This window comes from Corynebacterium sp. AOP12-C2-36 (genome assembly GCF_052379185.1).
GTDB lineage: Bacteria > Actinomycetota > Actinomycetes > Mycobacteriales > Mycobacteriaceae > Corynebacterium.
The window spans coordinates 85975-98577 of record NZ_JBQSYJ010000003.1 but is presented as its reverse complement, the minus strand read 5'-3'; the positions used below and the strand labels follow the sequence as shown (position 1 = coordinate 98577).

10 protein-coding genes are annotated in these 12603 nt (G+C 69.6%); 9 read left to right on the top strand and 1 reads right to left on the bottom strand.

Translation table 11 applies throughout. The annotated features are described in order from the left end of the window. The first annotated feature begins 3 nt into the window (after positions 1–3). The 3 genes from ACT3UN_RS03260 to ACT3UN_RS03250 all read left to right on the top strand — a co-directional run bounded on the left by ACT3UN_RS03260 (position 4) and on the right by ACT3UN_RS03250 (position 2940). The gene (locus ACT3UN_RS03260; protein WP_301443551.1) at positions 4–951 is read left to right on the top strand and encodes an ABC transporter ATP-binding protein; all 948 of its coding nucleotides are present in this window, start codon (positions 4–6) and stop codon (positions 949–951) included. Then, on the top strand, positions 948–1748 hold the full coding sequence (locus ACT3UN_RS03255) for an ABC transporter permease (protein ID WP_301443552.1): 801 nt from the start codon (positions 948–950) through the stop codon (positions 1746–1748). The genes ACT3UN_RS03260 and ACT3UN_RS03255 overlap by 4 nt, the downstream gene beginning before the upstream one ends. A gap of 154 nt (positions 1749–1902) precedes the next feature. Continuing rightward, positions 1903–2940 (top strand): COX15/CtaA family protein, encoded by a 1038-nt coding sequence (locus ACT3UN_RS03250; RefSeq protein WP_301443554.1) that lies wholly within the window; start codon positions 1903–1905, stop codon positions 2938–2940. Positions 2941–3310: 370 nt separating this feature from the next. Here ACT3UN_RS03250 and ACT3UN_RS03245 read toward each other — a convergent pair whose 3' ends face one another. Then, positions 3311–4237 (bottom strand): heme o synthase, encoded by a 927-nt coding sequence (locus ACT3UN_RS03245; RefSeq protein ID WP_301443282.1) that lies wholly within the window; start codon positions 4235–4237, stop codon positions 3311–3313. A gap of 266 nt (positions 4238–4503) precedes the next feature. Between ACT3UN_RS03245 and tkt the strand changes: the two genes are divergently transcribed. The 6 genes from tkt to ACT3UN_RS03215 all read left to right on the top strand — a co-directional run bounded on the left by tkt (position 4504) and on the right by ACT3UN_RS03215 (position 12542). After that, positions 4504–6585, top strand: coding sequence for a transketolase (gene tkt, locus ACT3UN_RS03240; RefSeq protein WP_301443283.1), 2082 nt, complete (start codon positions 4504–4506; stop codon positions 6583–6585). 50 nt (positions 6586–6635) lie between these two features. After that, the gene (gene tal / locus ACT3UN_RS03235) at positions 6636–7730 is read left to right on the top strand and encodes a transaldolase (RefSeq protein WP_301443284.1); all 1095 of its coding nucleotides are present in this window, start codon (positions 6636–6638) and stop codon (positions 7728–7730) included. Beyond that, entirely contained in the window at positions 7727–9262 is a 1536-nt protein-coding gene (gene zwf, locus ACT3UN_RS03230) for a glucose-6-phosphate dehydrogenase (RefSeq protein WP_301443285.1), read from the top strand. Before tal ends, zwf begins: the two co-directional genes overlap by 4 nt. Then, complete coding sequence (locus tag ACT3UN_RS03225) at positions 9262–10314, top strand: glucose-6-phosphate dehydrogenase assembly protein OpcA (protein WP_301443286.1); 1053 nt, start codon at positions 9262–9264, stop codon at positions 10312–10314. The genes zwf and ACT3UN_RS03225 overlap by 1 nt, the downstream gene beginning before the upstream one ends. Continuing rightward, positions 10311–11114 carry a 6-phosphogluconolactonase gene (gene pgl, locus ACT3UN_RS03220; protein WP_301443287.1) on the top strand — a complete coding sequence of 268 codons (804 nt, stop codon included), beginning with the start codon at positions 10311–10313 and terminating at the stop codon, positions 11112–11114. The genes ACT3UN_RS03225 and pgl overlap by 4 nt, the downstream gene beginning before the upstream one ends. 141 nt (positions 11115–11255) lie before the next feature. Then, positions 11256–12542, top strand: a complete 1287-nt coding sequence (locus ACT3UN_RS03215) for an HNH endonuclease signature motif containing protein (RefSeq protein WP_444656290.1) — start codon at positions 11256–11258, stop codon at positions 12540–12542. The last annotated feature ends 61 nt before the right edge of the window (positions 12543–12603 follow it).

Below are 12603 nucleotides of genomic sequence, written 5' to 3'. Positions count from 1 at the left end.
ACCGTGGTTAGCGCAGGGAAGGACGCGGGCAGCCGGGCTGCACTCCGTTTACGCGGGGTCGTCAAGAGGTACGGGGACGTCACCGCGGTGGACGGCCTGGACCTCACCGTCGGGCAGGCCGAGGTCCTTGCCCTGCTGGGCCCCAACGGGGCGGGCAAGACGACGACGGTGGAGATGTGCGAGGGCTTCCTGGCCCCCGACGAGGGCACCGTCGAGGTGCTCGGCACCGACCCCTCGCGCGACACCGACCGGCTGCGCGGACGCATCGGCGTGATGCTGCAGGGCGGCGGGGCGTACCCGGGCATCCGCGTCGGCGAGATGCTCGACCTCGCGGCGTCCTACTCCGCCGACCCCCTCGACCCGGCCTGGCTGCTCGAGACCGTGGGCCTGACCGGCCACGAGAAGTCCAGCTACCGCCGCCTGTCCGGCGGCCAGCAGCAGCGCCTCTCGCTGGCGCTGGCCCTGGTGGGACGTCCCGAGCTGGTCTTCCTCGACGAACCGACCGCGGGGCTGGACGCCCAGTCGCGCCTGGCGGTGTGGGACCTGATCACCGCGCTGCGCGGCGACGGGGTGTCGGTGGTGCTCACCACCCACCTCATGGACGAGGCCGAGGCGCTCGCCGACCACGTGGTCATCATCGACCACGGCAAGGCGGTGGCCCAGGGCACGATCAGCGAGCTCACCAGCACCTCCGACCCGCGCGTCACCGTGTGCACCGACCGCGAGCTGGACGTGGCGGCCCTGGCCGAACGGCTCGCACCGTCCGGCGCCACCGTCTCGGTGACCCGGCCCGCGCGGATCTCCGTGTCCGCGACGGTGACCCCCGCGCTCGTCGCCGAGATCACCGCCGAGGCAGCCCGCCAGGACGTGCTCGTGACCTCCCTGGAGGTCGACCAGCGCAGCCTGGAGAGCGTGTTCCTCGACATCACCGGAAGGGAGATCCGCGCATGATCCGGTCCCGTCAGACCTCCGGGCGTTTCGCCCCCGGCCAGTTCACGCCCGACCCGCACCAGGCGCCGACCGGGCGGATGCTGCTGGCCCAGGCCCGCATCGAGACGCTGCTCTTCCTGCGCCACGGCGAACAGCAGCTGCTGTCGCTGGTGATCCCGCTGGGCCTGCTCGTGGCCCTGAGCCTGATCCCCGTGGTCCCGCTGGACGACGCGGTGCAGAACGTGTACCCGATGACCGTGGGCATCGCGCTGATGAGCGCCGGGTTCACCGGACAGGCCATCGCCGTGGCCTTCGACCGACGCTACGGGGCGCTGAAACGCATCGGCGCGTGCGGCGTTCCGCGCCGCGTCCTGATCGCGGGCAAGATCATGGCCGTGGGCGCCGCGGTGCTCGTGCAGCTCGTCGTCCTCACCGCCGTGGCGCTGCTGCTGGGCTGGTCGCCGAGCGCGGCCGGCGCCCTGCCCGCGGCCCTGTTCATCCTCGTGGGCGTGGCCACCTTCACCGCCCTGGGACTGCTGCTCGGCGGGACGCTGAGCTCCGAACTGGTGCTCGCACTCGGCAACACGATCTGGTTCGTGCTCATGGGGGCCGCCGTCGTCGCGGCGATGGACACCGACCTGCCCGGCCCGGTGCACGCCGGACTGCGCGTCCTGCCGTCCGTGGCGCTGACCGACGGGCTGGTGGACGCCTCCGCCGGCACGATGAACCTGCCCGCCCTGCTCGTCCTTGCCGCCTGGGGTGTGGTGGGCGGCGCACTGGCCGTGCGGTTCTTCTCCTTCACCATGGACGACGACTGAGCCGACGACTGAGCCGTTCAGATTACGGCCGTCGCGCCCTGTAGCGATAGACTGGCACACCGTGAAGGTCTCGCAGAAACCCCAGGACGGCAGCCCGACAACCAGCACGGACCCCGGGGTCGTGCCCCGGGTGAGGGACACCACACTGGTGGCGATGCGCGACCGTGTGCAACACACCTCCAACCCGGTGAACCGGGGCTTCTTGCGCTTCTACGCCGCGATCCTCGCCCTGTGCGCGTGGTCGCCGGTGCCCACGGTGAAACGCCAGCGCCTGTACGCGATCATCCTCATGGTCTGCCAGGGCGGCATCACCTTCACCGGTTCGCTGGTGCGCGTCACCGGCTCGGGTCTGGGCTGCCCCACCTGGCCGCAGTGCCACCCCGGCTCGCTGGTGCCGGAGTCCGGGACGACCCCGGCGATCCACCAGGCCATCGAGTTCGGCAACCGGATGCTGACCTTCGTTCTCATCGTCGCCGCCCTGGTGGCCTTCCTGACGGTCCTGCGGGCGGCCCGTCGCAACTCGATCCTGCACATCGCCTTCCTGCAGGGCATCGGCATCATCGCCCAGGCGGTCATCGGCGGCATCACCGTGCACCTGGACCTGGCGTGGTGGATCGTGATGGCCCACTTCCTGCCCTCGATGGTGCTGGTCTTCTTCGCTGCGGTGATGCTCGTCAAGATCGGTGAGGACGACGACGCCCCGCGTCGCGCCACCATGCCGCGGCCGTTGCGGTGGGCCACCTGGGGTTCGGCGCTCGGCCTGGCGATCACACTGGTCACCGGCACGATGACCACCAGCTCCGGCCCGCACGCCGGCGACGAGGCGATCATGGAGGGCGACCGACTGCAGATCGCCCTGTTCGAGATCGCCAACATGCACGCCCACGCGATGTACCTGTACATGGGCATCACCATCGGCCTGCTCGCCGGCCTGCTGGCCGTGCACGTGGACCGTCGGATCAAGACCGCCGCCCTGGTGCTGATCCTGGGGATCGTGATCCAGGGCGTGGTCGGCGTGGTGCAGTACAACCTCGGTGTGCCGCGCTGGACGGTGCCGCCGCACGTCCTCGGCTCCGCGGTCGTGACCGCCGCCACGGGCCTGCTGTGGGCGATGCGCTTCCGCCGTGGCGAGGACGCCGCGGACCGCGACTACGACACCGAGGACGCCGCGGACACAGTGGACGCCTCGTAGCGTCCGGCGGTGGTCCCCGCCCATCCACACTCCCCACGGGCACGTGGCAATCCCCCCAGGTCGGTGCTACCGACCTGGGGGGGGGGTTGCTCGTTGCCGGGGCCCTCCAGCCCTCTCTCGTGTCCCTCCCCGTCCCCTCCCGGTCGATGGTCAAGATGTGTGTCCGTGACCGGTACTCCACGGCCGGTCTGCGTCCGCTGATTCCGAGTAGCCCGACGTAGCTCGTGCCCACACCACGGCGCAATCACTGCATTCCGGTCCGGTCACTGCCAGTGACCGGACCGGAATGCAGTGATTGCGCCGGGCAGAGAACAACCCCACAGGGTGGTCTCTGACCGATCTGTCGGGTTGGACGCTGGAGTTGGGGCCCTTAGCGGCCGAGCATCTCGCTGACGGTCTCCAGGCCGAGGACGGCGTCCACCGACAGACCCACGAAGAGCACCGAGAGATAGTTGTTCGACAGGAAGAAGAGGTTCATCGGCTTGACCTTCACGCCCTTCTTCACCCCGTTGTGCAGCCCGTGGGCGCGCAGGATGAACCACGCACCGCTGAGCAGCGCCACCACGGCGTAGACCCAGCCGGTCGCCGGGACGAGCAGCAGCGATGTGATCACCGTCGCCCACGTGTACCAGAGGATCTGGCGGGTGACCTCGAGCGGGGGCTTGACGACGGGCATCATCGGCACGCCGGCGGCCTCGTAGTCCTCGCGGTAGCGCATGCCCAGCGCCCAGGTGTGCGGCGGCGTCCAGAAGAAGATGATCAGGAACAGCAGCAGCGCCTGGCCCCAGGACGCCCAGCCGGCGTTGAAGGAACCGCCGTTGGCCTCGGTCACGGTGGCCCAGCCGACCATCACCGGCATACAGCCGGCCGCCCCGCCCCAGATCACGTTCTGCCAGGTCCGACGCTTGAGCCACTTGGTGTACACGAAGATGTAGAACCAGATGGTCAGCAGGATGAATCCGGCGGCCAGCCACGAGTGGCACAGCAGGCCGAGCCACAGCACACTGCCTACGGTCAGCGCCCAGGCGAAGATGCGGGCCTCGGTCTTGTTCACCGTGTGCTTGGCCAGCGGCCTACGGTGCGTGCGACGCATCTTCTGGTCGATGTCGTAGTCGGCGACCATGTTGAAGGTGTTCGCCGCGGCGGCGCCCATCCACCCGCCGACCAGTGTCAGCAGGATCAGGCCGAGGTTCACCTCACCGCGCTGCGCCTGGAGCATGGACGGGATGGCGGCGACAAGCAGTAGCTCGATGACCCGGGGTTTCGTCAGCGAGATATACGCCTTGATCTTGTCCACCGGTCAGTCCGCCTCCATAAACGCCATCGTCACCGTGTGTTCCTGGTTGTCGGGACACACGGATCTGCCAAACGGACAGGTTACCCGAGCCGGTGGTGGGACCGAAAACCGCTGTCGCCTCCGGGCCTGCCGGTGATCCGCCAGTGACACGGTCGACCTCCGCCCACTACACTGGTCGGGGTTACACGGGCCGCGTCCTGCGACCAGCTGTGGTCACCGCGCCCGTGTCCTCTTTATGTCCCCCGACGACAGGAAGGCTACCCAGCGTGACACTCCCCAAGGACCTCGAAGCCCGTACGGTCCGGAAGTACCCGGACGACTGGTCGGAGTTGGACACCCGTGCGGTGGACACGGTCCGCGTCCTCGCGGCCGACGCCGTGGAGAACTGCGGATCCGGCCACCCGGGCACCGCGATGTCCCTCGCCCCCCTGGCGTACACGCTGTACCAGCGCGTCCTGCGCCACGATCCGTCCGACCACAACTGGGCCGGGCGCGACCGCTTCGTCCTGTCGGCCGGCCACAGCTCGCTGACGCAGTACATCCAGCTGTACCTCGGCGGTTTCGGCCTGGAGCTCGACGACCTCAAGGCGCTGCGCACCTGGGGCTCGAAGACCCCGGGACACCCGGAGGTCGGCCACACCGACGGTGTGGAGATCACCACCGGCCCGCTCGGCCAGGGCCTGGCGTCCGCCGTGGGCATGGCCGTGGCGTCGCGCCGTGAGCGCGGTCTGTTCGACCCGTCCGCGGCGGAGGGGACCTCCCCGTTCGACCACCACATCTACGTCATCGCCTCCGACGGTGACCTGCAGGAGGGCGTGACGTCCGAGGCGTCGTCCTTCGCCGGCACCCAGCAGCTGGGCAACCTGGTGGTCTTCTGGGACGACAACAGCATCTCCATCGAGGACAACACCGACATCGCCTTCGGCGAGGACGTCGTGGCCCGCTACGAGGCCTACGGCTGGCAGACCCTGGAGGTCAACGCGGAGGACGTGACGGGCATCCTCGTCGCCGTCGAGGAGGCCAAGGCCGACACGGTGCGTCCGACGTTCGTGCGCGTGCGTTCGGTGATCGGCTACCCGGCGCCGACGAAGATGAACACCGGTGCCGCCCACGGCGCCGCCCTCGGCGGCGAGGAGATCGCCGGGGTGAAGAAGGCCCTCGGCTTCCCCACCGACGTCGACTTCCCGGTGGAGGACGAGGTCCTGGCGCACGCCCGCGGTCTCGTGGAGCGTGGCCGCGAGGCGCACACCTCCTGGCAGGACGGCTTCGACGCCTGGGCGCAGAGCAACCCGGAGGCCGCCGCGCTGCACGCGCGCATCGCCGCCCGCGAGCTCCCGGAGGGTTTCGACGCCGAGCTTCCCACCTGGGACGACGGCGACAACCTGGCCACCCGCAAGGCCTCCGAGGCCGCGCTGCAGGCCCTCGGCGCCACGCTGCCGGAGCTGTGGGGCGGCTCCGCCGACCTCGCCGGCTCCACCAACACCATCATCAAGGGCGACAAGAGCGTGGGCCCGGAGTCCATCTCCACCGACGCCTGGTCGGCGACCCCCTACGGCCGTAACCTGCACTTCGGCATCCGCGAGCACGGCATGGCCGCGATCCTCAACGGCATCGCCCTGCACGGCGCGACGCGTCCCTACGGCGCGACGTTCCTGCAGTTCTCCGACTACGCCCGTGGCGCGGTGCGCCTCGGCGCGCTGATGAGCAGCGACGTCTACCACGTGTGGACGCACGACTCCATCGGCCTCGGCGAGGACGGCCCGACCCACCAGCCCGTCGAGCACCTCGCCGCGCTGCGCGCCATCCCGAACCTCTCGGTGATCCGTCCCGCGGACGCCAACGAGACCGCCCAGGCGTGGTCCGCAGCACTCAAGGCCCCGGCCGCTCCGAAGGCACTGATCCTCACCCGTCAGGGTGTGCCGGTGCTGGAGGGCTCGAAGGAGAAGGCCGCCGAGGGTGTCGCCCGCGGTGCCTACGTGCTCGTCGAGTCGTCCACCGAGACCCCGCAGGTGATCCTGATGGGCTCGGGCTCCGAGGTGCAGCTGGCCGTCGAGGCGGCCGCCGCGCTGGAGTCCGAGGGCATCGGCACCCGCGTCGTCTCCGTGCCCTGCATGGAGTGGTTCGAGCAGCAGGACGCCGAGTACCGCGAGTCCGTCCTGCCGTCCGGGGTCACGGCGCGCGTGTCCGTCGAGGCGGGCATCGCGATGCCGTGGAAGGGCTACACCGGTTTCGCCGGACGCAACGTCTCGCTGGAGCACTTCGGCGCCTCCGCCGACTACAAGACCCTCTACCGCGAGTTCGGCATCACCGCTGAGGCGGTCGCCACCGCCGCCCGCGACATCCTCTAACACCCCCAGAGAACCACGCACCCATTTCGTAGAAAGTTGGTTGATCACCCGTGAACCACGTCACCGAACTCGCCGCCGCCGGAACCTCCGTGTGGCTGGACGACCTGTCCCGCGACCGTCTCGACACCGGTAACCTCGCCGAGCTCATCGCCGACTCCGGCATCGTCGGGGTCACCACCAACCCGGCGATCTTCGCCAAGGCCATGTCCGTCGGCACCGCCTACGACGCCCAGGTCGCCGAGCTCAAGGCCGCCGGCTCGGACGTCTCCGCCGCCGTGTTCTCCATGGCCGTGCAGGACGTCCGCAACGCCTGCGACGTCTTCTCCGAGGTCTACGAGTCCTCCGACGGCGTCGACGGCCGGGTCTCCATCGAGGTCGACCCGGGTCTCGCCGACGACCGCGAGGGCACGGTGGCGCAGGCACGCCAGCTGTACATGGACGTCGCACGCGAGAACGTGATGATCAAGATCCCCGCCACCGAGGCGTGCCTGCCGGCGATCACCGAGGTGCTCGCCGACGGCATCAGCGTGAACGTGACCCTGATCTTCAGCGTGGAGCGCTACCGCCAGGTCATCGCCGCCTTCGTCGAGGGAATCGCCCAGGCCCAGGCCAACGGCCAGGACATCTCGAAGATCCACTCGGTGGCCAGCTTCTTCGTCTCCCGCGTGGACACCGAGATCGACCGTCGCCTCGACGAGATCGGCACCGCCGCGGCCCTGGCCGTGCGCGGCAAGGCCGGTCTCGCCAACGCCCGCCTGGCCTACGAGGCCTTCGAGTCCGAGCTGCGCCAGGACTCGCGCTGGCAGCAGCTCGAGGCCGCCGGCGCGCACCCGCAGCGTCCGCTGTGGGCGTCCACCGGCGTGAAGAACCCCGACTACCCCGACACCCTGTACGTCTCCGGCCTCGTCGGACCGGACACGGTGAACACCATGCCGGAGGACACCCTCAACGCCACCCTGGACCACGCCACGGTCTCCGGTGACACGCTCAGCGGCACCGGCGAGGACTCCCGCGAGATCTTCGCCGCCCTCGAGGACCTCGGCGTGGACCTCAAGGACGTCTTCCTCGTCCTGGAGCACGAGGGCGTCGACAAGTTCGTCAGCTCCTGGCAGGAGCTTCTCGACACCATCGGGGAGCGTCTGTGAGCTCCGAGTCACCACAGTGGGAGAATCCGCTGCGCGACGCCGCCGACCGGCGCGTCCCGCGGATCGCCGGGCCCAGCGGCCTGGTGATCTTCGGGGTCACCGGCGACCTGGCCCGCCGTAAGCTCCTGCCCGCCGTGTACGACCTCGCCAACCGGGGCCTGCTGCCGGCCGGCTTCAGCCTGATCGGTTACGGGCGTCGTGACTGGACGAAGGAGGAGTTCGAGGCCGAGGTGCTCGACGCCGTCCGCGAGCGGGTGCGTACCCCCTGGCGTCAGGCCGTGTGGGAGCAGCTCGCCGCAGGCATCCAGTTCGTCAAGGGCGACTTCGTCACCGACTCCGCCTTCGACGACCTCGCCGCGATGACGAAGAAGATGGACGAGGAGCGTGGCACCGGCGGAAACTGGGCCTACTACCTCTCCGTCCCGCCGCAGTACTTCTCCGAGGTGTGCAACCAGCTGGAGCGTTCGGGTCTCGCCGACTCGACCGACGGGTGGAAGCGCGTGGTCATCGAAAAGCCCTTCGGCCACGACGAGGAGTCCGCGACCGAGCTCAACCGGATCGTGAACTCCGTCTTCCCGGAGTCCTCGGTGTTCCGCATCGACCACTACCTCGGCAAGGAGACCGTCCAGAACATCCTGGTGCTGCGTTTCGCCAACCAGATGTTCGAGCCGCTGTTCAGCTCCGGCTACATCGATCACGTGCAGGTCACCATGGCCGAGGACATCGGCCTGGGCGGGCGTGCCGGCTACTACGACGGCATCGGTGCCGCCCGCGACGTGATGCAGAACCACCTGCTCCAGCTGCTGGCCCTGGTGGCGATGGACGAGCCGGTGACCTTCTCCCCCGACGAGCTCAAGGCCGAGAAGCTCAAGGTGCTCAAGGCCACCCGCCCGGTGGGGCCCTTCGCGCAGACGACCGCGCGTGGCCAGTACACCTCCGGGTGGCAGGGTTCCGAGCACGTCCCCGGACTGCGCGACGAGGAGGGTTTCGACCCGTCCTCGACGACGGAGACCTATGCGGCGGCGACCTTCGAGATCAACTCTCGGCGGTGGGCCGGTGTGCCGTTCTACCTGCGTACCGGCAAGCGTCTGGGCCGTCGGGTGACCGAGATCGCCCTGGTGTTCAAGGACGCCCCGCACCAGTCGTTCAGCCCGGAGCAGACCGAGGCACAGCAGTCCAACGTGCTCGTGATCCGCGTGCAGCCCGACGAAGGTGTGCTGCTGCGCTTTGGCTCGAAGGTGCCGGGCTCGGCGATGGACGTGCGCGACGTGAACATGGACTTCTCCTACTCGGAGGCGTTCACCGAGCAGTCGCCGGAGGCCTACGAGCGGCTGATCCTCGACGCCCTGCTGGACGAGGCGAGCCTCTTCCCCACCAACGAGGAGGTCGAGGAGTCCTGGCGGATCCTGGACCCGGTGCTCAACTACTGGGCCGACGCCGGACGCCCCGAAGACTACGACCCGGGCACCTGGGGCCCTTCGGGGGCCGACCGGATGCTGTCCCGACACGGCAGGAATTGGAGGCGTCCCTGATGCCATGGAAGACGTTCACCGACGCCGGCGACCACGCCGCGGTCGTCGACCTGGGAACCACCACCACACACGAGTTGACCGACCGGCTGCACCAGCTGCGTGAGGACCGGGGCGAGATCGCCACCGGCCGCGTGCTCACGCTGATCGTGTCGGTGCGCTCCGAGGAGGACCTGGACACGGTGGTCAACGCCACCGTGGACGCCTCACGTGAGCACCCGGCCCGGGTGATCTTCGTCGTGCACGACCGCTCGACCGACGAGGTCAGCATGGACGCGGCGATCCACCTGGGCGGTACCGCGGGCGCCTCGGAGATGATCCTGATGCGCCTGCACGGGGAACTGGCCGACCACGCCGACCACGCGGTGATGCCCCTGCTGCTGCCGGACACCCCGGTGGTCGTCTGGTGGCCGTTCACCTCTCCGCGCAACCCGGCGGCCGACTCCCTCGGCGCACTGGCGACCCGACGGATCACCGACAGCTTCGCCGACGCGGCGGCGGGACGCGGTGCCGAGGCGATCTTCCGCCGACGCATCGGCTACTCCCTCGGTGACTCCGACCTGGTGTGGAGCCGTATCACCCCGTGGCGCGGGCTGCTGTCCAGTGCGCTGGATCAGCGGGTCGGCGACACCTTCCTGTCCGCGGAGGTCTCCGGACCGGCGGACGACCCGGCGGTGGACATCGCCGCCGGGTGGCTGGCCGACCGTCTCAACGTGCCGGTGACCCGGTGCGCCGACGGCTCGCCGGCGGTCCCCCTCGACGACGAGGGCAAGCCGATGTCCCCGATTCAGCGCACGGTGATCACCTGCTCCAACGGGTCGGTGGAGCTCGCCGTCGTCAACCACCGCTCGGTGCGGGTGAGCACCGGCGTGGGCACGGACACCCTGGTGAACCTGGCGCGGCGTCAGGTCGGCGACTGCCTCGCCGAGGAACTGCGTCACCTGGAGCCCGACCGTGCCTTCGGCCAGGCCCTGCACGGGCTGCCGCGTGTGCGGACCCCGCGTGACGGCATGACCGCCTCGATCCCCTTCTCCGCGCAGGAGAGCACCCGGTGAGCGGCGGCAGGAACCTCGAGGTCGTCGGCTGGCAGGACGGCGACGCCCTGGCCGCCGGCGTGGCCCGCGACATCGTGGATCTCGTCGCCGGCGTCCAGCGCGACGGTGGGGTGAGCGAGGACGGTTTCGCCAGGATCGTGCTGACCGGCGGTGGCGCCGGCGGTGCGGTGCTGCGCCAGCTCGCCGCCCTCGACCACGCCGCCCGTGCGTCCGCCGACTCCTTCCCCGTCACCGCGATCGACTGGGCGAAGGTGCACGTCTTCTTCGGCGACGAGCGTTTCGTGCCGACCGGCACCACCGGTGCCACGGCGCGCAACGACGACCTGGCGCACGCCGAACTGCTCTGCCACGTCGACGTCCCGGAGGCCAACGTCCACCGCGTGGGCGTTCCCCGCGACGACGAGCCGGTCGACGGGTCCGGGTTGGACGCTGCGGCGGAGGCCTACGGTGAGGCCGTGGCCGCCTTCGCTCCGGACGGTTTCGACCTGCACCTGCTCGGCATGGGGCCGGAGGGGCACGTGAACTCCCTGTTCCCCCACACCGCCGAGCTCTCCCCCGCCGCGGGCACCTCCGTGGTGGCGGTGCGTGAGTGCCCGAAGCCGCCGTCGGAGCGGGTGTCGTTGACCCGTGAGGCCATCGCCACCGCCTCCGAGGTGTGGCTGCTGGTCACCGGCGAGGCCAAGCGGGAGGCGGCCGGCGAGGTCGTCTCCGGTGAGGATCCCGCCCAGTGGCCGGCGGCCGGGGTGTCCGGTTCGCGCCGGACCGTACTGCACGTCGACGCCGCCGCGGACCCGCGCTAGCGGATTCCTCCGGTTGGGCCCACCAGGTATCGTGCCTGGTGGGCCTTCTTTTATGCACCCTGTTCGAACACGTGCGCGTTTCATGTCCGGACCCTGGTATACACTTCATCCAACAAATGGAAGAAGGGGGAAACCAGGGACATGACCACCACCGACGAACCAGCCACTGTCGACATCGATGCCCTGCAGCGCCACATCAACATCGTCGAGATGGGCCTGATCATCCACCTGCGTCAACTACCGGCCAGCGAACGCCTCGGCTCAGCACTGGCCCTACGCGGACGCTCACGCAACGACGCCACCCGCTTCGCACACGCAGGCGAACTCGCCGCACGCAACCTCGAACTCTTCTGCGCCGTGGTGACCACCGGCATCCTCGCCGCCGACCACCTCGCCCTGATCCGCCGGATGATCCACGCCCAACTATCCACCGTGCCCAAAGGACGCCACGACGAGATCACCGCCTGCCTCGACGCGGCAGTCAACACCCACGTCACCCCGTGGCTGCGCGACACCACCCGCCTGGTCACCCTGCGCGAACTCGGCGACCGCGTACGCGCAGCAATCCTCGATGCCGCACCGGTGCTGGCAGACAACACCGCCCAGGCCCAGGAAGACACCGTCACCCTCAAGCGCCGGGGCAACAAGATGATCCTCACCGGCGGCGACGAGATCACCCTGGCAGCCATCGACGACGAACTCGACAAGAAAGCCCGCGTCATGCTGGCCGACGCCCGCCGTCTTCAGGAAAACCTCCCCGACGACGAACGCTCCGAGCTACCGACCCGCTCCCAGCTCAAAGCGCAGGTCATGCTCGAACAGCTCGGCGACAACCCGAACTCGATGGACATCCGGGGGCATCTCTACCGCGCGACGATCGACGGGGTGCACGGTACCGGGGCGGGCTACGTCGCCGGAGTTGGGTGGATCAACCCGGCCACCGCCGAACGCTTCGAAGGGGCCTGTGACCCGAAGAAGGTCAAGGAGATCCCCATCGACCCGCAGGACTACCCCGAGTCGCCGGGCTACCCGTTCCTGCTGGGCCACCGCACCTACATGGAAGGCCGCGACGCGACGTGCCGGTTCCCGTACTGTGACGTGCCGGCCACGCTCTACGACAACGACCACATCATCAACTCGCCACACACCGACCCCACCAGTGACGGGGCCACGCATCCGAGCAACGGGCAGAAACTGTGCCGTCCACACCACCGGCTGAAGACCGAGGGGTCCTGGCGGTGTTCCTCCCCCGATGGCGGGTTCACGATCCACTGGCAGGGCCCGGGTGGGGTGCGCTACACCACGCACGCGACCGGCCCGTTGGCCCAGGTCTACGGCCCGGAAGTCAAGGACACCGGCCCTGCCCCCAGCTTCGACGACACAGACGACACAGACGCCGACACTGAGGACCCTGCCGACGAGGACTGACCCCCGCGCACACCAAAGCCCCCGCACCACCAAGGTGCAGGGGCCGGACGTGCGGGCCAGC

What these genes read in the sequence shown, in the direction of transcription:
- ACT3UN_RS03255 (WP_301443552.1), top strand. Translation starts at nt 948, where the DNA reads ATGATCCGGTCCCGTCAGACCTCCGGGCGTTTCGCCCCCGGCCAGTTC.
- ACT3UN_RS03215 (WP_444656290.1), top strand. Translation starts at nt 11,256, where the DNA reads ATGACCACCACCGACGAACCAGCCACTGTCGACATCGATGCCCTGCAG.
- ACT3UN_RS03250 (WP_301443554.1), top strand. Translation starts at nt 1,903, where the DNA reads ATGCGCGACCGTGTGCAACACACCTCCAACCCGGTGAACCGGGGCTTC.
- ACT3UN_RS03225 (WP_301443286.1), top strand. Translation starts at nt 9,262, where the DNA reads ATGCCATGGAAGACGTTCACCGACGCCGGCGACCACGCCGCGGTCGTC.